Below are 20029 nucleotides of genomic sequence, written 5' to 3' on the forward strand. Positions count from 1 at the left end.
GGAAAACCCGGCAAGATTCTTTTAGTCAGTAATCAATTTTGAAATCAGTTGGATTTTCTCAACCGCTTCATCTTTGAATTCTATACTATTATATAACATCTCTGTGCATTTCGCGATATCCTCTGTATTTGAATAGACAGTTGCAATTGCTTCGCCTTTTTTGACGAAGTCGCCGACTTTCTTATGGAGAACGATGCCGACTGCAAGGTCGATTTCCGATTCTTTCGTCGCTCTTCCTGCTCCGAGGACCATTGCCGCTGTACCGATTTCATCAGCTTCCATGAAGGAGATATAACCTTCTTTTTGTGAAGGCACTTCTTTTACGAATTTTGCCTGCGGCAATAAGCTGACGTCATCCACTACTGCAGGATTTCCGCCTTGTGCTTTGATGAACTGGCGGAAGATATCCAACGCTTTACCGTTAGCGATAACTTCTTCCAGCATGTTGCGTGCCTCTTCCAGGCTGTCAGCTTTTCCGCCGACTACAACCATCTGGCTGCCGAGAACTAGGCAAAGTTCGGTAAGATCTTCTGGTCCTTTGCCCTGCAATGTTTCAATGGCTTCTTTAACTTCCAGTGCGTTACCGATTGCAAAACCAAGCGGCTGGCTCATATCTGAAATGATTGCCATTGTTTTGCGTCCGGTTGCATTGCCGATGCCGACCATTGCATGCGCCAATTCTTCAGCATCTTCAGCTGTTTTCATAAATGCGCCTTCGCCAGTTTTTACATCAAGTACGATGGCGTCCGCTCCGGCAGCAATCTTCTTGCTCATGATTGAGCTTGCAATCAACGGAATGCTGTTTACAGTCGCCGTTACATCACGAAGTGCGTAAAGTTTTTTATCTGCAGGCGTCAAATTGCCGCTCTGACCGATGACAGCAACTTTAATATCGTTGACTTGCTTGATGAAATCTTCGGTCGATAATTCCACGTGGAATCCTTCAATCGCTTCAAGTTTATCTATCGTCCCGCCTGTGTGGCCCAGTCCGCGTCCACTCATTTTCGCTACCGGCACGCCGCATGCAGCAACCAATGGCCCGAGCACCAATGTCGTTGTATCACCGACACCGCCAGTTGAATGTTTATCTACCTTAATGCCGTCGATGGCCGACAAGTCGATCTGATCGCCTGAAGCCGCCATGGCCATTGTAAGATCCGCACGTTCACGGTCGGTCATGTTCTGGAAGTAAGTGGCCATCAGAAATGCGCTCATTTGGTAATCATCGATGTCGCCTGCTGTATAGCCCGTTACTATAAATTGAATTTCTTCAGTCGAAAGTTCAAATCCGTCTCTTTTTTTCTCAATCAAATCTACCATTCTCATGAATGTCATCCGCCTTTTTTATTTTAATTTGGATAGAAAGCTTGTACCGAATTCCGGCATCGGCACAGAGAAATTCTCTGCAATTGTTGCGCCGATATCTGCAAATGTGGAACCTAGGCCCAGTTCTTTACCTGTTTCAAATCTTGGTGAATAAGCCAATAATGGAACAAATTCACGTGTATGGTCAGTCCCAGGGAAAGTCGGGTCATTGCCATGGTCTGCAGTGATAATCAATAAATCGTCACTGTCCATCTTTTCAAGAACCTCAGGCAAACGGCGATCAAATTCTTCCAGTGCTTCACCGTATCCTTTAGGGTCGCGGCGATGGCCGAACAATGCATCAAAATCCACCAGGTTAAGGAAACTCAAACCATTGAAATCTTCACCCGCTACAACAGCCAATTTGTCCATTCCATCTCCATTATCTTTTGTGCGAAGCGCTTTTGTCACACCCGCTCCATTGTAGATATCGTCGATCTTCCCAATGGCTATAACATCTTTTCCATTATCCTTCAATTCGTTCATGACAGTGCGGTTGAACGGAGTCAAAGCATAATCATGGCGGTTTGAAGTCCGTTTGAAAGCACCTTCTTTGCCGATGAAAGGACGGGCGATGACTCGGCCGACGAGAAACTCAGGAGATAGAGTCAATTCCCGTGCAATTTCACAAATTTTATATAATTCCTCAAGCGGAACAATCTCTTCGTGAGCAGCAATCTGAAGCACCGGGTCAGCAGACGTATACACGATGATTGCCCCTGTTTCCATATGCTCGGCCCCAAGTTCATCAAGAATCTCGGTACCACTGGCTGGCTTGTTGCCAATCACTTTGCGGCCGGTTTTCTCTTCCAGTTGTGTGATCAATTCTGGCGGAAATCCTTCAGGGTACACTTTAAAAGGGGTGTCGATGTTCAAGCCCATGATTTCCCAGTGTCCTGTCATCGTGTCTTTACCGACAGATGCTTCCTGCAGTCTGCCGTAAAAAGCTTCAGGAGAAGAAACCGGTGAAATCCCTTGAACAGTTTTAATATTTCCAAGACCCAATTTTTCCATATTCGGCATATTGAGACCACCGATGGATTCTGCTATATGGCCAAGTGTATCCGAACCGGTATCCCCGAACGCTGCCGCGTCAGGAGCTTCACCGATACCCACTGAATCCAAAACAACTAAATGAATGCGGTTAAAAACTTTATTTGTCATTTAACATCCTCCTTATTTACATTTACATTCTAACATAAAATTTTCGATTGTCAGATGTCTGACCTATTTTAAGCTCTCGGATGGAATTGTGAATAGACATCTTTTAGTCGTGTTTTGCTCACATGCGTATAGATTTGAGTAGTCGAAATATCAGCGTGGCCAAGCATTTCCTGGACTGCCCGAAGATCTGCTCCGTTTTCTATTAAATGCGTGGCAAATGAGTGTCTTAATGTATGCGGTGTCAATTCTTTCTGAATCCCGGCTTTTTGTGCATGCTGCTTCAGCAATTTCCAAAAACCCTGCCTAGTAAGTCTTTTACCCCGTTGGTTGATGAATAATGCGTCAGTCGTCACACCTGTTTTCGCCAGTTCGCTGCGGGGTCCTGATAAATAGTCCTTGCAGGACGCTAGAGCTGATTTGCCCAGCGGAATAATACGCTCCTTGCCGCCTTTCCCAAAGCAGCGGACAAAGCCCATCGTCAAATTGACATCTTCCATATCGAGGTTGATGCATTCACTGACGCGCATCCCGCTGGCATACAACAGTTCTAGCATTGCCTGATCTCTTTTGCCGTTCGCTTTGGAAGTGTCCGGTGCTTCTATCAGTGCATCCACTTCTTCTATTGATAAGATATTAGGCAATTTCTTGTCCATTTGCGGCATCTCGAGGTGCACAGTAGGATCTTTATCCACAATCCGTTCCCTGATGAGGAATTGATGAAAAGAACGGATAGACGAAATATGCCGGGCTACGGTTCTTGACGACATGGTGGTTTCTTTCAAGTGGCTGAGGTGATTCAAAATATGTACTCTTTCGACATTGCGCAGTGAATCCAGCTGTTCCACTTCTTTCAAGTATTGAAGGTAACTTTTTAAGTCGCGCTCATAGGATGTTAATGTATTGGCAGCGAGCTGCCTTTCAACTCTCAGAAACTGCAGATAGTCATCCAATGCATCTTTTGCGTATTTCATTTTCTGTGCCTCCTTCTTTTATCGCAATGTTTGTACACAATGATACAGAAACAATAATTGCAACCAAATAAAAACAAAAAAACGGCCATTACTGGCCGTTACTCTCTTTCGCCTCGATTTTCTGATGAATCCTGTGAGCTGCGGTCATGGCAGCGCCAACAGATGCCATGGAAAGTAAGACGGTGGTCTTTAATTTGAAAGTTCCAGCGTTTTTCTACTACACTTTCTACATCTTCCAGCAAATCTTCCTGTATTTCATCAACTGCCCCACATTCCAGGCAAACCAGATGGTGATGGAAATGTGCAGCACCTTCCTGGCGCAAATCATAGCGCGATACGCCATCACCAAAATTTATTTTGTCGACAATTTTTAATTCAGTTAATAGCTCCAACGTCCGATAAACAGTAGCCAGCCCGATTTCCGGTGCGATATCCTTCACTAACAGATAGACGTCTTCTGCACTTAGATGGTCCTCTTCATGGTCTAGCAATACTCGAACTGTCGCTTCGCGCTGTGGCGTCAATTTATAGCTCGCAGCGTGTAATTGCTTCTTGATCCGATCAATCCTGGTTTCCATGCGACGCCCTCCCTCAAACTGACTCCATTATATCAAATGTCAGTTCTCAATTACAAGGATACATGCCGCCATTTATTTATAATGATTATAATGTGAAAATCGTACTAATTCTCAATTGATAATCGTTGTTTGGCCCAGAGTACGGCAAAAGCTGTTTTCGCATCATAAATGCGGTTGTCCTGCATCATTTTCTCAGCTTCTTCTATTGATACTTCCATCAACTCAACGAACTCGTCTTCATCGAGTACAGCACCCGGCTCTGCTTTATGCAAGCCTTCTGCAAGAAACAAGTGGATCACTTCATCGGCAAAGCCAGGAGATGTTGAAAATGATTGGATGAGTTCGAGCGATTCGGCGGTATATCCAGTTTCTTCTTCCAATTCCCGCATTGCTGTCGTCTCAGGAGTCTCCCCTTTTTCAAGTTTGCCGGCCGGTACCTCGATGATCGACCGTTCCAATGCTTTTCTGTACTGCTCCACCATAATGATTTTATTTTCCGGAGTGATTGCGAGGATCGCCACAGCACCGGGGTGTTCGATTAATTCCCTTTTAGAAGTACGGCCATTTGGCAAGCTAACTTCATCAACTTTAAGGTTTATAATTTTCCCTTCATATATACGCTCTGAACTGATTGTTTTTTCTTCAAATTTTTTCATGCTGCGCCCCGTTTCATTTGTGATTTTTCTACCGCAAAGTATACCATAGGTAGGAGAATATTCTAAATGAGGTGATATAAGTTGAAAATGAAAAATTTGGGAACCAGCAATCTAAAAGTAAGTGAAATTGCTCTCGGCTGCATGTCATTGCCGAACAATTTAAATGAAGCTCAAAGCATCATAGACGAAGCACTGAATGTTGGGATCACTTATTTTGACACTGCCGACCTCTACGGCAAAGGCCAAAATGAAGAGGTCGTGGGACAAGCCCTAGGCAGCCGCCGCCAGGAAATCATTTTGGCTACCAAAGTCGGCAACCAATGGAATCGACATTCAGACCAGGTAACATGGAATCCTTCCCCTGACTATATCAAATCCCAAGTGCATGAGAGCCTGCGGAGATTGAAGACGGATTATATCGATCTGTACCAGCTGCATGGCGGCATGATTACAGATCCGTCAGAAGAAACGATTGAAGCTTTCGAAACTCTTAAAAAAGAAGGGTTGATCCGTGAGTATGGAATATCTTCAATCCGTCCCAACGTCATCAAACGCTTTATGGAACAAAGCGCAATTGTTTCGATCATGATGCAATACAGCCTTCTTGACCGCCGCCCGGAGGAGTTCCTCGACGAAATCGGTGCTTCTGGAATATCGGTGGTGACCCGAGGCACTTTAGCCAAAGGATTATTGACATCTGAAGCTTTGGATCGTGCTAAAGATAAAAATGGTTATATGGATTATAGCCAAGAGGAACTCGAAAAAGTCCTTAATGAATTGCTTTCCATCGAACCAAACTTAAATGCACTGGCATTGCATGCCGCTCTGCAGCACGGCACAGTTGCTTCAATCGTTGCAGGAGCGAGCTCACCTGCCCAAATCCGTGATACAATCGCTGCTTATGAAACCTCCATTTCAGCGGACCAAATTAATATGGCTAAGAAATATACCACGAAGGCTAAATATAAAGAACACCGGGAATAGAATAAAACATCATTGTTCACTATATTTTTTGAACTTAGAATACCGACAGGGCAAATACACTTTCAATTGTATTTACCCACCTTTTGTAATAGACTGAATAGTAAGAATTATTCGCTTAATTAAAAAGTATTAGTTCGAAAGTTACTTGGTTTCATGCCTTATGCGTGTTGTAATGTTATTAGGCCCTCTAACTGTATAAATAAGATCTAATACTTTTACATAACAGCCAGATTTTTTTCAGCCCATCTAAGATAAGCTGAGTGTAAAAAAATATCGACAGAAAGGTCAGCATATAATGAAACTAACTCAACTTATTAATGGACTTAAACTCCAAAACAGCATAGAAGAAGATTTATATGACCTGGTTATTCAAGGCTTAGCTGACAGCTCCCAGGAGGTCGAAGAGGGGTTTGTTTTCATTGCCATAAAAGGCTTCAAGGATGATGGGCACAACCACATCAGCCATGCCATTGAAAAAGGGGCAAATTTGGTTGTCGGTGAACAGCATATTGAAGATTTGCCCGTCCCCTACCTGCAAGTCGACAATGCAAGGATTGCACTGGGCATTCTTGCAAAGAATTTTTATGGAAACCCTGCAAGTCGAAAATTGATGATTGGCATAACCGGCACCAACGGCAAGACGACGACCAGTTATCTGGTGAAACATCTGCTTGAACAAAACGGCATTTCCTGTTCAGTAATGGGCACCATACAAAATATCGTCAACGGTTCTTCCATCAAGAGTGCCAACACCACTCCCAGCTCGCTGATTCTCCAAAAATTGCTTGCGTTAAGCAATGACGATGCTGTAGTTATGGAAGTATCATCACACGGCCTGACGCAGCACCGGATAGAAGGAATCGAATTCGATGTATGCCTGTTCACCAACCTTCACCATGAACACCTTGATTATCATGGCTCGATGGACAGTTATTTCGAGGCAAAGGCGGTTCTGTTCGATCATTTGAAACCTGATGGGACAGCTATTGTTAATATTGACGATGAATGGGGAGAAAAATTGGACCGGGATCTGCTTGAAAAAGGCAAAAATGTCTGCAGTATCGGCCAGCTCAAAAACAGCAGGCTGCGCATCCAGTCGTTTGATATGGAACATTCGACCCTTCGCCTCGATGATGCAGAAGAAACATTGATTCAGTCACCCATGGCAGGCATCCACAATCTGTACAACTCGCTGATGGCCTATGCCACTGCCCTATCCGTCGGCATCGAAAAAAAGGCCATCCTTTCAACAATTACAAATTTCCCGGGTGTCGAGGGCAGATTTGAAACTTCAAAAACTCAAAGTGGTGCGGTAGTAATCGTAGATTATGCCCATACCCCCGATGCAGTTTATCATTGCCTCACTACAGCTAAAGAAGCGGGTGCCAATCGGATAACCCACATCTTCGGTTTCCGGGGTGACCGTGATTCAAGCAAACGGCGGGAAATGATAGAAATCACTTCAAAAATCAGTGACCGTTACATCATCACAACCGACGATTTGAATTCAGTCCCAGTTGAAGAAATGCGTTCACTTTATTCAGAACTGAATGACCGGTACGGCAATGAAAAAGGGTTTATTCAGATGGACCGCACAAAGGCTATCAAAGATGCGATAGACAGCAGTTCAGAAGGCGACTGGGTTGTCATAACCGGCAAGGGCCATGAAAAATACAGCCATCAATTTGAGATTCCGACCGAATCTGATAAAGAAACGGTAAATTTTATGGTCAAACCTCCAAAAGCTGATTGACCGACTATAAATTGTAAAAACCGTTGCCGAAAGAGTAAAAACTCTTCCGGCAACGGTTTTCTTGTTATAGGCTCTTATTCACAGCGATTAATAAACTTTGTCGCCATTAAATATGGAATTTTTCACGATTACATAATCCACATAGCGGATGGCTTCCAGTTTATCGCCGCCAGCATATGAAATCGATGACTGCAGATCCTGCTGCATTTCAGTCAATGTATCCTGCAGCGCTCCTCTGTATTCTACATACATCCGTTTGCCTTCTACATTTTTCTTCTCGCCTTTTTGGAATTCAGAAGCAGATCCAAAATATTCTTTAAATAACACACCGTCTTTTTCCACGGTTTCTCCAGGTGATTCTTCATGTCCTGCAAATAACGAACCAATCATGACCATTGAAGCTCCAAATCGGACAGATTTAGCGATGTCCCCGTGCGTACGGATTCCACCATCGGCAATAATCGGTTTACTGGCTGCTTTTGAACATAATCTTAATGCCGCCAGCTGCCAGCCGCCCGTTCCGAAGCCGGTTTTAATTTTTGTAATACAGACCTTACCCGGTCCGATGCCAACTTTCGTGGCGTCTGCTCCGGCATTTTCAAGTTCTCTTACAGCTTCAGGCGTTCCAACATTTCCGGCAATCAGGAAGCTTGCCGGAAGCAATTCCTTAATATGCTTAATCATTTTAATGACTGAGTCGGAATGGCCATGAGCCACATCAATTGTAATATATTCCGGGACAAGCCCCTCTTCCGCCAGAAGGTTGATGAAATCATACTCTTCTTTCTTCACCCCGACGCTTACGGACGCATATAGCCCGCGGTTCTGCATATCTTTGACGAAATCAAGCCGTTGTTCCGGTTTAAATCTGTGCAGTATATAAAAATAATCATTTTCGGCAAGATATACCGCTATTTTTTCATCTATAATAGTCTGCATGTTGGCAGGTACGACCGGCAACTTAAAGCTGCGTCCCCCAAATTGCACCGAGGTATCACATTCTGAACGGCTTTCCACTATTGCTTTTGCAGGAACTAACTGAATATCTTCGTAATCGAATACATTTTCCATCGTTAACACTCCTATACACGAACGTTTAATTTAAATCCAGTAGTAATCGTACGTTATTTGAACATAGAATGCAAGTGTTCATAGGCGGAAATTTCCCTTAAAATATAAAATCCCGGATATGCATTCGCATACCGGGATTTTAAGATTATTAGAACTTACTGCCATGGTCTCCGTGTTTTTCAAGAAGTTCAGCAAATGACATATTTTTTTCCCGCTGCTTGCGTTCAAAAAGACGTTTCGCTTCTTCTTCTTCCCTGCGTTGCTGTTCTTGGGCCTGCAGGGCTTTTTTTGTATCTTTCAATTTTGCCAGCACTTCTTCATTGAACAGACCATTCGCCTGATCATCTTTCTTAGCCATTCGAATCAACTCCTTACGGGCGTTTGACGATAGTTGCGACCCCCTGGCCGCCTCCTATGCATAATGTTGCAAGACCTGTTTTTGCATCGCGCTTCTGCATTTCATGCAATAACGTGACGAAAATACGCGTTCCACTTGCTCCAATCGGGTGGCCGATAGCAATAGCACCACCGTTGACATTCAAAATATCATGATTGAATTTCAGTTCACGGTCAACTGCGATGGATTGTGCAGCAAAAGCTTCATTTGCTTCGATCAATTCGATATCTTCAAGTGACATAGCCGCTTTTGCCAGAGCATTTTTTACAGCCTGAACCGGACCAATCCCCATTACTGCCGGATCCACTCCTGCGTTTCCATTTGCAGCAATTGTTGCAAGGACCGTCAATCCCAGTTCCTCAGCCTTCGCTTTTGTCATAACGACAACTGCAGCTGCTCCATCATTGATGCCGGACGCATTGCCTGCAGTTACACTGCCATCCTTTTTAAAGGCTGGACGTAACTTGCCCAATTTTTCTTCTGTTGAAGAAGCTTTGATGTATTCATCTTCAGCGAAAATGATTGGATCCCCTTTGCGCTGTGGGATTTCCACCGGAACAATTTCTTCATGGAATTTTCCTGCTTCCACTGCTGCTGCAGCTCTCGCCTGTGAACGTGCAGCGAATTTATCCTGTTCTTCCCTCGAAATTCCATACCTGTCACAGAGGTTTTCAGCCGTGTTGCCCATATGGTAATCATTGAAAGCACACGTCAACCCATCTGATACCATACTGTCGACTACTTTCTGGTCGCCCATACGGAAGCCGCCGCGTGCATTTTCCAGAAGATATGGTGCACGGCTCATATTTTCCATCCCGCCGGCCACAACAATTTCCGCGTCTCCAGCAAAAATTGCCTGATACGCCAAATGAATCGATTTTAGACCTGAACCACAAACCTTATTAATAGTCATCGACGGAACAGTTTCAGGCAATCCGGCACCCATTGCTGCCTGGCGTGCGGGATTTTGGCCCAGCCCCGCTTGCAGCACATTGCCCATGATCACTTCTGATACTTGAGCAGGCTCAATTCCTGCGCGCTTTACAGCTTCCTTTATGACAATTGCACCCAACTCAGTGGCTGGTACATCCTTTAAACTTCCTTGGAATGACCCAACTGCTGTGCGGACTGCACTTACGATAACGATTTCCTGTGACATTTTCCTTTTCCCCCTTGTTTGATTGAAACTGGTTGCTCTTTTATCCCCCGCATAGATACAATGGAATCAGGGGGGATACTATGTTAAGTTTACCAAAAAAAGTAACGATAATCGAGGTCGGACCGCGTGATGGCCTGCAAAATGAAAAGCAGTTAGTTGCAACTGAAGATAAATTACAATTTATTGAAGGGCTTCAGCAAGCCGGAGTGGAAGAAATGGAATTGACTTCTTTTGTGTCACCGAAATGGGTACCGCAAATGGCGGATTCAAAAGAAATCGTGGCTGGCACCAAGAAGGTCGGCCGTCAGTTCGTACTGACACCCAATGAACGCGGGATCAACTCGGCCCGTGAAGCCGGAGCCGATGCACTTGCGGTTTTCGTCGGCGTATCCGATTCTTTCAATAAAAAAAATATCAATAAATCTACAGCAGAAAGCATGGAAACTTTAAAACCGCTGATCCAGAAATTAAAAGAAGACGGTGTCTTCGTCCGGGCCTGTATTTCAACAGCATTTTATTGTCCATTTGAGGGCGCAGTCAAACCGGAAGATACCATCCGCCTATGCCGTCAATTCGTCGATTGGGGTGTCGCTGAATTGAGTGTCGCTGACACGATCGGCATGGCAAATCCTGCCGAAAGCTATGGATTGTTCCAACAATTGAAAGAAGCATTTCCTGATACATTGATTACTGCCCATTTCCATGACACCAGAAAAATGGCTTTGGCAAATATTTTTGCCGCTTTGCAGGCAGGCGTCGACCGCTTTGATACATCTGCAGGCGGCCTCGGAGGCTGTCCTTTTGCACCAGGTGCAACCGGCAATGTTGCCACAGAAGATGTCGTCAATATGCTGCACCGGATGGATATAAAAACCGGAATAGACTTGGACCTATTGGCTAAAGCTATTGAAAAAATTGAATCCCATGTGTCAAATCCTATAAATACGGGAATATACACTCTATACAAAAACCGATCCTAAAGGAGCATGGGCTATGAGAAAACGTATTTTCCAGGTATCAGCTGCAATTTCAAGCACATGTACAATACTGGCGACTGTTGCCGGCATTCTGGCCAGCAATCGGCTTATGTATGTAAAGAAAAAAGATGAGGAGCTGATTCTGGAACGTGAAACCTCTGCCAAACGCTACGACGAAGTTTGGTATGCCAATGTAAAAAAAGAAGAACGTCAAATAGAATCAGAAAACGGCTATAATGTGCATGCAATATTCCTGGAGCCTCATGACACGGATAAATATGTCGTCATCTGCCACGGCGTCACTGAAACAAAGGTCAATTCATTCAAATATGCCCGCATGTTTGAAGAGCTGGGTTTTAACTCAGTTGTTTACGACCACCGGCGCCATGGGGGTTCTGGGGGCAAAACGACCAGTTTCGGACATTACGAGAAATTTGATCTGAAAGCGGTAGTTGACATGCTGAAAGAACATGCCGGACCCGATTTGGTCTTTGGCATCCACGGGGAATCCATGGGGGCAGCCACAACGCTTCTATATGCGGGAATGCGGGACGATGCCGCCTTTTACATTTCGGATTGCGGCTATTCCGACATATCTGAACAGATTCTGCACGTAATGCAAACCACAACACCTCTAAAAACGCCGATAACATTGAAACTTGCCGCTTTCTTCATGAAGTTGCGCGACGGTTATCACATCAGTACCGTCACACCTCGCGAAGCTGTGAAACAGATCGAAAAACCTGTACTTTTCATCCATAGTTTGCCGGATGATTTTGTGCTTCCCGAAATGAGCATCGAGATGCACAGCCTAAAAGAAGGCCCGAAAGCACTGAAGCTATTCGAAAAAGGCGGACATGCGCAATCGTTCAATGAAAACCCATTGGAATACAAAGAAGCTGTTTCCACGTTTTTGATGGAACAAGGCATTTTCCCTGCTGGACAAGCACCGGAAAACGCTGTTCCTGCCACTTCTGATTGCTAGCCGGGTAAAAAATGATTGTTTCTAAATACATTGCAGTTTATTTACACAAGCTTAAGTAGACATAATATAATTATCCGTCATTTTTATATAATAAAAAAAGCACTCAGCTGAGTGCTTTTTATTTTTTAGCCGGTTTCCCAGGCTTAGTAGACGCTTTATTCATTTGAGCCATCATTTGATTGATTTTCTTCTGAGATGGTTTTTGTCCCATTTGCATCATCATGATGCGGAGCATTTCTTCGTTAATCGGTGGATTGTCTTGCAAATACTTCATCATGTAACGGCGTGCGATGAAGAACCCAAGCGCAACACCTGCGAGCAAAGCGAAAATCACGATTACGATCCAGATCCATGTATCCAAATTTATTACCTCCCTCGTGTTGCTTAAATATAATAGTGCACCCAAAAAATTATACTATAAAACAAGCTGACTGACCATAACAAGAAAAAAAGAAAAGCGGGAGCAAATTCGCTCCCGCAACAGATTATTCATTAATCAATTTTTTAACTTTAGCCACTACATTTTCAGGAGTGAATCCAAACTCTTCCATTATGCGTTGCCCCGGTGCGCTTGCTCCAAAACGATCAATCGCAAGAACATCTCCTTCGTCTCCAGTGTAACGGTCCCATCCGAAAGATGAGCCCATTTCAATGGCAAGGCGTTTCTTGACAGTCGAAGGAATAACAGATTGTTTGTATTCCTTATCCTGTTTTTCGAAACGGTCCCAAGAAGGCATGGAAACAACCGAAACTGAAATTCCTTCTTCAGCCAATTGTTTTTGCGCTTCCACAGCAAGGCTTACTTCAGAACCTGTAGCAAGCAATAGTGCCTGTGGGTTGTCAGCAGCTGAAACGACATAAGCCCCTTTTTCAACGCCGGATTCCGATAATTCAGCCGTTTGCTCGAGCACTGGCAGATCCTGGCGTGAAAGAACCAGCAAAGTAGGATGGGATTTGGCTTCAAGAGCCAATTTCCAAGCTTGCTTTGTTTCATTGGCATCTGCAGGACGAATTACGTTCAAGTTAGGCATTGCGCGAAGTGATGCAAGTTGTTCAACAGGTTCGTGAGTTGGACCATCTTCACCTACCGCAACGCTATCATGAGTGAATACGTATGTTACCGGCAAGCCCATCAATGCAGCTAAACGGATTGCAGGTCGCACGTAATCACTGAATACGAAGAATGTACCGCCAAAGACATGCAATCCACCATGAAGCGCCATACCATTCAATGCTGTACCCATTGCAAATTCACGGACGCCAAACCAGATATTTCGGCCTAATGGGTTTTCCGCATCAAAGTCGCCGCCGCCTTTGATGTTAGTTTTATTCGATCCTGCCAAATCTGCGCTTCCTCCAAAGAAAGAAGGAACTGTTTTGGCAATCGCGTTGACCATATCACCTGATGAAGCACGTGTAGCCTGTTTCTTGCCGACTTCATACTCAGGGAATTCTGCATCGAAGTTTTCTGGAAGGTCTCCTCTGATTGCAGCTTTCAATTGATCTGCCAATTCTGGGTGTTCCCTTTCATACTGCTCGAACAGTTTATTCCATTCTGCTTCCGCTTTGCCGCCAAGTTCATCTGTAGCTTTTTCGAATGTTTCATAAACTTCATCCGGCACATGGAAATCCTGGTCAAATGTCCACTCGTAATATTCCTTTACAAGTTTCATTTCGTCTTCACCAAGCGGTGCGCCGTGTACGTCCGCTTTACCGGATTTGTTAGGTGCGCCGTATCCGATGACAGTTTTGACTTCGATTAAAGTCGGTTTGTCGGAAGATTGTTTTGCATCTGCAATTTTAGCAGACAAATCATCCAGTTCATTGCCGTCATCTACACGAAGATAATTCCAGCCGTATGATTCAAAACGCTTGCGGATATCTTCAGAAAAACTCATGCTGAGATCGCCATCGAGTGAAATGTCGTTGCTGTCGTAAAGAACGACTAATTTATTGAGCTTCAAGTGGCCCGCAAGTGAAATCGCTTCACCCGCAACGCCTTCCATCAAATCTCCGTCTCCGCATAAAGCGAATGTATGATGATCGACAACATTCATCTCGCCTTTATTGTAAGTAGCAGCCAAATGTTTTTCAGCCATAGCCATACCTACAGCCATGCCGATTCCCTGGCCTAGCGGACCTGTTGTCGCTTCTACTCCCACAGTATGGTGATATTCCGGATGTCCCGGTGTTTTAGAGTCCCATTGGCGGAAATTCTTGATTTCTTCCATTTCAAGACCATAACCACTTAAATGAAGCAAGCTGTATAAAAGCATAGAGCCGTGCCCTGCTGATAAAACAAAGCGGTCACGGTTGAACCAATCGGGGTTTTTAGGATTGTGGTTCATGTGTTTTGTCCACAATGTATATGCCATTGGGGCTGCACCCATCGGCAAGCCTGGATGGCCTGAGTTCGCTTTTTCAATCGCATCTATGGATAGTGTGCGAATAGTAGTTACTGCTAGTTGATCTGTATGGTTCGACATCGTAACATCCTCTCTGATACAAAAATTTATTCCCTTTCTAGTTTAGTCAAGAATAGAAAAGAATACAACGAAAAAGAGAATAAGTATTAATTAAGATACTTATTCTCCCGGTTATTTTTGATCTTTTCAGGAGTCACGTCGTCTCCGTTTGGATCAATTACTGTAACATTTTCAATTGTGCCTCGCATCGTCTTGCGGAATACCTGTAAATATTCCTGTCTTAATGCACTTTGTTCCTTGGCTTCTTCGATGGATAAGCCATCGGTTTTGGACTTTTTCGCAAGTTCGTTAATGCGTTTCATCTTGTCTGGTACTAACATATACATCCGCCTTTCTTCTTTCATAATGGTATAAAAATTGAAAGGCAAGTGCAAGAAATTAGGTTTGGGATAATTTCTGAAACTCCCTGTATCGTCTGTGGACTGTCGCTTTGCTGGCCTTATAGCCGAATCCTTCAAGAGTGACTGCAATTTCGTGGAACGTCAGTCCGTTATTTTTCAGGCTTACAATCTGATCGAGGGGGAGTTCAAGTCTTTCCCGCCCTTGAGGATTGCCTTTCCCTTTCAGGTTCTTCTCTGGTTTATAGCCATTTTCAACAGCACGCCTCATACCGCGTTTTATCTTGGCATTATGTATCTTCCGCTGGTATTCTTCGACGATGGCCAGTATCTCGAGCACCATATCATCCATATCGTTCAGCGCAATCTGTCCTTTGTCCGATAAGGTATAGACTTCGACCCCGTATTTCTTCATGACATGCAATAGGGCAATTCTGGCATGCCCTCTGCCCAGACGGGTTTCGTCCTGCACAAAGACAGCATCCATTTTTTCTGACTTGATGCTATTGAGCATTTCAAGCAGTCCATCCCGATCCATTTCATAACCACTGTGCTGATCGCGAAAAACCTGCTCGACCAAATAGCCCTGCTCATAAGCAAACTTCAGCAGTTCTTCTTCCTGGCGTTCCAGGGAAGTTTCCTGCGTTTCCTTTTCTGTGCTTACACGGCAATAAATGAAAGCTTTTTTCTTCATTCGGAATCACTCGCCAGCTTCAAATTATCATCAGGGAAAAAATTAAGCTGCTCGTCAGGAATTTTCAAAGTTTGCCCTGCCGTAATGACCGGTGCAGCCAATTTGTTTTCTTTCATAATCTCATCAATCCATTCATGATGTGGAATATTGCCGCTGTATTCATCGGCAAGAGTCCATAATGTATCCCCCTGTTCGATTTTCAGTTGGACCATATGTGCCTCTTCACTATTATGGGAGAGAGCGGAATAAAATGAAAGGATAAGTACTAATGTGAAGAATAGGAAAACAAAAGAATTTCTGCGGATATAAGCCATAAAAAAATCGCCTCCTGGAATGTATGTTCGGAATGTATGTTCTTATATTAATGCGAACACGTGTTTTTGTCAAGGCGAAATTCGAACCTATGTTTGCATTTCATTGCCCAAGTTGATATAATAAAATTAGAAAATAAGAAGTTCAAATAAAAGAGGTGAAACTGTTGAAGAAAGTATCGAAACGCCAAGAAGATATCTTGACATTCATCAAAGATGAAGTGCGTGAGAAGGGGTATCCACCCTCCGTCCGTGAAATCGGCGAGGCAGTTGGTCTGGCTTCCAGTTCTACAGTCCATGGCCACCTGGCCCGGCTGGAAAGCAAAGGATTGATCCGGCGTGACCCAACAAAGCCCAGAGCAATTGAAGTCATATCCACTGATGAGGCCCTTATCGACAAAAGTCCTGTACTGCATGTGCCCTTGATCGGTAAAGTTACAGCCGGCCAGCCCATCACTGCTATCGAGAATGTTGAGGAGTATTTCCCATTGCCACAATCCTACGGCACAGATGACGATCATATCTTCATGCTTGAAATCATGGGTGAAAGTATGATCGAGGCTGGTATCCTGAATGGCGATTATGTAATTGTCAAGCAGCAGCAGACTGCCAATAATGGAGATATCGTAGTTGCGATGACCGAGGAAGATGAAGCAACTGTCAAACGTTTCTTCCGGGAAGATAATTATTTCCGGCTTCAGCCTGAAAATTCTTCAATGGACCCTATCATCGTTGACGCTGTATCCATCCTGGGCAAAGTCGTAGGAGTATACCGTCAAATACAATAGATAAAAGAAAAGCGTACGCGCCCGCTAAGCTCTGAAAAGCATACGGCAGAACAGCGGCGTGGTCTTGACCGCAGAGCTGGGCTGGCTTATGACCCGAAGAGCTGGGCCGCTGAAGTCTGGACAAAGACCCCCCTTTAAAACTTACTCAAATTTTAAAGTGTTTAATATTTATTAATCATCAAAAAAGAGCCAAGGCATATGCCTTGGCTCTTTTCGTATTTATTGCGCTGCATTTTCAGCTTTACTTCTGATCAGCAGTTTTTGTACAAGAAAAGACGAGAATAATAGGAATCCGTTTGCGTCGTTCAAATTCCTCTTCTTCAGCAAAGTTGGCTTTTACTGGTTCCCCTTCTTTTAATGCTTCAATATGGAAACCTGCCGCTGTTAATGCTGTGAAGTAATGCTCAATCGTACGGTGGTACTTGACGACCGTTTTTCCTATCCAGGGTTCCTTACGCACACCCTGATTGAAATAATCATCAACAAGCCAATCCCCTTTTCTTTCTCCCTCATTTTTACTTTTGAATGCAGCTGTCGTTAAAGGATGTTGCACACTGAAGATAAATTTCGCATCTGTTTTCATGGATTTGTGGACTAATCGGAAGATTTCATCCAAGTTTTCTATATAATGCAGAGCCATCCTTGAAATGACTGTATCGTATGTATCCCTCGGATAGTCAAAGTCTTCCATAGCGGAATGGATAATGGCCGCTCCTGGTTCTGCAAGGGCTTTGCTGGCAAGGCTGAACATTGCTGCCGAGCCTTCCACGCCTGTATATCTTTTTACACCTTTGGCCAGAAGCTCTTGTCCATACCTGCCATCACCGCATCCCAGATCCAGTATATGAGCCGAATCCATTTCGCCAAGCAAATCGTTGATCATTGGTCCTTCGATAGCATTGTTCGGACTGTCGGGCCTTGATCGCCTTTTCAGATAACTTTGTAGAAAATCCTGTTCATCGTATGCAAGCGAACCTTTAAATTCCATCCTTTTTCCACTCCCAAATGATATTATATGGATAACTTTTTTTGAGTGATGAAAATTTTGTTCTTTCAAAATATTAAAGCCGTAAAAAAACGCCGCAAGTGCGGCGTTTTTCGAGCAGTCAACTACATCTCCGAGACGATGATATATTTAACCAGATTGATTGTAATCCGGTAGACATTATTATCCTCTGCATCTCTAAATTCGTAAGTGCCGTTTGTCGGTATACTGCTTAACGCAGAATCCTTGCTGGTTGCTTTAACATAATGGGTTAATGTGTTGCCTTGATCAAAATAGAAGTCGATTTGAAAATTTTTCATGATACTGCCTCCCCGTCTGCTGATTCCATTACTCTACTATAGTTTAGCACAAGAATCCCGATGAACCGAATTCCGTTAATAATTGTCCCTTTTATGGAAGAAACCCCTGGGCTGTCGTCTGTTTCAGACAGCTTCGGGGTTCCTGCAAATTACGTATTAAAGAAGTGAATCGGTTTTCCTTTGCATTTCCACCCACCACTCAATATGGGCGCGGTCAAATACAATCATGCTGCCATAAGGCTTACTATGAGGGATTTTTCTAGCCAATAAAAATTCATTTATCTGCTGTTCCGACAATGGGTATCCCACTGAGTTCAAATAAACAAGCAGATTTTCTATTCCTTGAATTTTGCCCATTTAATCACCTCCCACAAAATCCTCCTTATTCGTAAAGAAGATTCAGTACGAGTTATTAAATTTTGTTGGCATATATCATTATACCCACGCTCCATAATTATCTAACCTGATTTTAAAAATAATCTTTCTTCATTTCTCCTTTTACGTGTCAAAGGGGCTTAAGATAGCATTTTTATCCAAATTATGGTACAATGTTGATATCAACAAATTTAGTTTATGGATTCCTAGCGACTTTTCTTAGTCACTTTCCATATAAGGAAAGGGGCATATAATTTGTCAATTGACTATATTCAAAAATCACTTGAAACCATGCGCTATTTTGAGAAAGCGTCCATTTCAGAAACATTCAGCAACGGAGGAACAGATTCCTACACAGTACATTATATACATGACAACCTCCAATACGAGGTGCAGTGCTCGGCAAACGAAGAAATAATATTGTTTGATTCCGTAGAAGCTGCTTCAGAGTGGATCCATATAAAAACAAATTCCCCTGCCACGCAAAATTAATAGAATATAAGCCTGGCACAATGATGCCAGGCTTTTTGTATGGCCTTTTCACACACTTTAAAAGCATCAGTTCATTTCAATCTCACGGTAGTCCATCTTTTTTTGAATACCGCAGTTTTTGCAAATAAAAATAGCGGATAATAAACCCTCATCATCTTTCTCTTTGCATAATAGATCAAAGTCTTCCAAGCCGCACGATGCACAGGCATTCTCAGCATCATCGCCTTTATTGAAGGCAGTTTTAAATTCTCTCCAGTTTTCAAACACCTGGTTATCCCCCCGATAGTACACTAAAATATAATTTCCTGTATCATTATAAAAGCTGCCTTATTTTAAAGCTTGCGGCAAAGTACTGTACACCTGAATGTCTTTAAAGTCGATTCCCAGTTCTACAGCTGTTTTCGCAATGACCGGGCTGATGCCGGATAATGCCGTTTCAACCCCGATCAGCTTCAAGCCGCTGATCATTTGGAAAATTTGGTTTGCAACCATCGTATCGATAGCGGGCACCCCGGAGATATCAATGAATAATTTGGTAATCGAATAGTTTGTAGCCTGTGCCATCGCATTCTCAAACATTGCCTCAGAACGTGATGAATTGATTTCCCCAACCAACGGAAGCAGTGCTGTATTTTCCGAAAGACGAATGACCGGCGCACTAATCTGATCCATCAGAGCTTCTTGCTCTCTCCACCGCTTGCTTGTCGCTTCCATACTTTTTACAGTATATTCTTGAATAATTTTACTTATCACTTCTACAATTGCTTTGTTCCAAACAGCAACCTGTTCATGTTTGACTTTGTCTTTATTTTTAACAGCAAATTTGCCGACTAACTCAAGATACTGTATCTGTGTGCGGAAAAATTCTTCTATGACTGATGGAAGCGGCGTATCAAGATGCGCATTGTCATTTGTCACTTCAGCAATCCACTCATCAAATTCCATCATAAAATCCTCCTGCTCCTTTTCGAACATGGAGCAAAAGTGTTTATGAAATCCGTGATTCTGCTCTTTCAACTTTTTAACTTCCCACGGATCCGTTGTACCATAAACCCCTTCTTTGTTTTTATCAAGAGTCTTGTACCATTCTTCAGTCAGTTCATCAGTCTTGCTGCAAAGATATTGATGCAAATCTTCGTTTATAAGCATGTCCTTACTCCTTTATACGGTGTCATTTCAA

General features: G+C 43.5%; 24 protein-coding genes. 6 read left to right on the forward strand and 18 right to left on the reverse strand.

Annotation, left to right across the window (positions count from 1 at the left end):
- Nucleotides 1–21: 21 nt before the first annotated feature.
- The 5 genes from DP120_RS05870 to DP120_RS05890 form a co-directional block, all read right to left on the reverse strand.
- A complete protein-coding gene (locus DP120_RS05870) occupies nt 22–1326 on the reverse strand; it encodes a pyrimidine-nucleoside phosphorylase (protein WP_112222729.1) in 1305 nt (434 codons plus the stop codon).
- Nucleotides 1327–1344: 18 nt separating this feature from the next.
- Complete coding sequence (gene deoB, locus DP120_RS05875) at nt 1345–2529, reverse strand: phosphopentomutase (RefSeq protein ID WP_112222730.1); 1185 nt, start codon at nt 2527–2529, stop codon at nt 1345–1347.
- A gap of 68 nt (nt 2530–2597) precedes the next feature.
- Nucleotides 2598–3500, reverse strand: a complete 903-nt coding sequence (xerD, locus tag DP120_RS05880) for a site-specific tyrosine recombinase XerD (RefSeq protein WP_112222731.1) — start codon at nt 3498–3500, stop codon at nt 2598–2600.
- Between the two features lie 98 nt (nt 3501–3598).
- Nucleotides 3599–4078, reverse strand: a complete 480-nt coding sequence (fur, locus tag DP120_RS05885; protein ID WP_112222732.1) for a ferric iron uptake transcriptional regulator — start codon at nt 4076–4078, stop codon at nt 3599–3601.
- Nucleotides 4079–4182: 104 nt separating this feature from the next.
- Complete coding sequence (locus DP120_RS05890; protein ID WP_112222733.1) at nt 4183–4734, reverse strand: NUDIX hydrolase; 552 nt, start codon at nt 4732–4734, stop codon at nt 4183–4185.
- A gap of 81 nt (nt 4735–4815) precedes the next feature.
- On the opposite strand from DP120_RS05890, the gene DP120_RS05895 reads away from it, so the two are divergent.
- Together DP120_RS05895 and DP120_RS05900 are read left to right on the forward strand one after the other, a co-directional pair.
- Complete coding sequence (locus DP120_RS05895; protein WP_112222734.1) at nt 4816–5718, forward strand: aldo/keto reductase; 903 nt, start codon at nt 4816–4818, stop codon at nt 5716–5718.
- 295 nt (nt 5719–6013) lie between these two features.
- A complete protein-coding gene (locus DP120_RS05900; RefSeq protein WP_112222735.1) occupies nt 6014–7471 on the forward strand; it encodes a UDP-N-acetylmuramoyl-L-alanyl-D-glutamate--2,6-diaminopimelate ligase in 1458 nt (485 codons plus the stop codon).
- An 87-nt stretch (nt 7472–7558) separates the two neighbouring features.
- Here the strand turns inward: DP120_RS05900 and guaC are convergent, their stop codons facing one another.
- The 3 genes from guaC to DP120_RS05915 all read right to left on the reverse strand — a co-directional run bounded on the left by guaC (nt 7559) and on the right by DP120_RS05915 (nt 10098).
- Nucleotides 7559–8542 carry a GMP reductase gene (guaC, locus tag DP120_RS05905; RefSeq protein ID WP_112222736.1) on the reverse strand — a complete coding sequence of 328 codons (984 nt, stop codon included), beginning with the start codon at nt 8540–8542 and terminating at the stop codon, nt 7559–7561.
- A 148-nt stretch (nt 8543–8690) separates the two neighbouring features.
- Nucleotides 8691–8900 carry a DUF3886 domain-containing protein gene (locus tag DP120_RS05910; protein WP_112222737.1) on the reverse strand — a complete coding sequence of 70 codons (210 nt, stop codon included), beginning with the start codon at nt 8898–8900 and terminating at the stop codon, nt 8691–8693.
- 13 nt (nt 8901–8913) lie between these two features.
- Nucleotides 8914–10098 (reverse strand): acetyl-CoA C-acetyltransferase, encoded by a 1185-nt coding sequence (locus DP120_RS05915; RefSeq protein ID WP_112222738.1) that lies wholly within the window; start codon nt 10096–10098, stop codon nt 8914–8916.
- Between the two features lie 80 nt (nt 10099–10178).
- Here DP120_RS05915 and DP120_RS05920 point away from each other — a divergent pair, with 80 nt between their 5' ends.
- Nucleotides 10179–11078 carry a hydroxymethylglutaryl-CoA lyase gene (locus DP120_RS05920; RefSeq protein ID WP_112222739.1) on the forward strand — a complete coding sequence of 300 codons (900 nt, stop codon included), beginning with the start codon at nt 10179–10181 and terminating at the stop codon, nt 11076–11078.
- A gap of 13 nt (nt 11079–11091) precedes the next feature.
- Complete coding sequence (locus tag DP120_RS05925) at nt 11092–12060, forward strand: alpha/beta hydrolase (protein WP_112222740.1); 969 nt, start codon at nt 11092–11094, stop codon at nt 12058–12060.
- Nucleotides 12061–12178: 118 nt separating this feature from the next.
- Here DP120_RS05925 and DP120_RS05930 read toward each other — a convergent pair whose 3' ends face one another.
- The 5 genes from DP120_RS05930 to yneA form a co-directional block, all read right to left on the reverse strand.
- Nucleotides 12179–12421 carry a YneF family protein gene (locus DP120_RS05930; protein WP_112222741.1) on the reverse strand — a complete coding sequence of 81 codons (243 nt, stop codon included), beginning with the start codon at nt 12419–12421 and terminating at the stop codon, nt 12179–12181.
- Between the two features lie 124 nt (nt 12422–12545).
- Nucleotides 12546–14546: a transketolase gene (tkt, locus tag DP120_RS05935; protein WP_112222742.1), complete on the reverse strand. Its 2001-nt coding sequence runs from the start codon at nt 14544–14546 to the stop codon at nt 12546–12548.
- Between the two features lie 86 nt (nt 14547–14632).
- Nucleotides 14633–14866, reverse strand: coding sequence for a DUF896 domain-containing protein (locus DP120_RS05940; protein ID WP_112222743.1), 234 nt, complete (start codon nt 14864–14866; stop codon nt 14633–14635).
- Between the two features lie 58 nt (nt 14867–14924).
- Entirely contained in the window at nt 14925–15578 is a 654-nt protein-coding gene (locus DP120_RS05945) for a YneB family resolvase-like protein (protein ID WP_112222744.1), read from the reverse strand.
- Nucleotides 15575–15892 (reverse strand): cell division suppressor protein YneA, encoded by a 318-nt coding sequence (gene yneA, locus DP120_RS05950; RefSeq protein WP_112222745.1) that lies wholly within the window; start codon nt 15890–15892, stop codon nt 15575–15577. Before yneA ends, DP120_RS05945 begins: the two co-directional genes overlap by 4 nt.
- 164 nt (nt 15893–16056) lie before the next feature.
- Here yneA and lexA point away from each other — a divergent pair, with 164 nt between their 5' ends.
- The gene (gene lexA / locus DP120_RS05955; RefSeq protein WP_112222746.1) at nt 16057–16677 is read left to right on the forward strand and encodes a transcriptional repressor LexA; all 621 of its coding nucleotides are present in this window, start codon (nt 16057–16059) and stop codon (nt 16675–16677) included.
- A gap of 241 nt (nt 16678–16918) precedes the next feature.
- Here the strand turns inward: lexA and DP120_RS05960 are convergent, their stop codons facing one another.
- From DP120_RS05960 to DP120_RS05970, 3 genes are all read right to left on the reverse strand, one after another.
- Nucleotides 16919–17665: a class I SAM-dependent DNA methyltransferase gene (locus DP120_RS05960; protein WP_112222747.1), complete on the reverse strand. Its 747-nt coding sequence runs from the start codon at nt 17663–17665 to the stop codon at nt 16919–16921.
- Nucleotides 17666–17787: 122 nt separating this feature from the next.
- Nucleotides 17788–17982 carry a hypothetical protein gene (locus DP120_RS05965; protein ID WP_112222748.1) on the reverse strand — a complete coding sequence of 65 codons (195 nt, stop codon included), beginning with the start codon at nt 17980–17982 and terminating at the stop codon, nt 17788–17790.
- Nucleotides 17983–18138: 156 nt separating this feature from the next.
- Nucleotides 18139–18339, reverse strand: a complete 201-nt coding sequence (locus DP120_RS05970) for a hypothetical protein (RefSeq protein WP_112222749.1) — start codon at nt 18337–18339, stop codon at nt 18139–18141.
- Nucleotides 18340–18612: 273 nt separating this feature from the next.
- Here DP120_RS05970 and DP120_RS05975 point away from each other — a divergent pair, with 273 nt between their 5' ends.
- The gene (locus tag DP120_RS05975; RefSeq protein ID WP_112222750.1) at nt 18613–18849 is read left to right on the forward strand and encodes a hypothetical protein; all 237 of its coding nucleotides are present in this window, start codon (nt 18613–18615) and stop codon (nt 18847–18849) included.
- 66 nt (nt 18850–18915) lie between these two features.
- Here DP120_RS05975 and DP120_RS05980 read toward each other — a convergent pair whose 3' ends face one another.
- A complete protein-coding gene (locus DP120_RS05980; protein ID WP_112222751.1) occupies nt 18916–19116 on the reverse strand; it encodes a hypothetical protein in 201 nt (66 codons plus the stop codon).
- Nucleotides 19117–19176: 60 nt separating this feature from the next.
- Nucleotides 19177–19998: an STAS domain-containing protein gene (locus DP120_RS05985; RefSeq protein WP_112222752.1), complete on the reverse strand. Its 822-nt coding sequence runs from the start codon at nt 19996–19998 to the stop codon at nt 19177–19179.
- Nucleotides 19999–20029 lie beyond the last annotated feature (31 nt).

The organism is Planococcus halotolerans (assembly GCF_003289955.1).
Taxonomy (GTDB): Bacteria; Bacillota; Bacilli; order Bacillales_A; family Planococcaceae; genus Planococcus; species Planococcus halotolerans.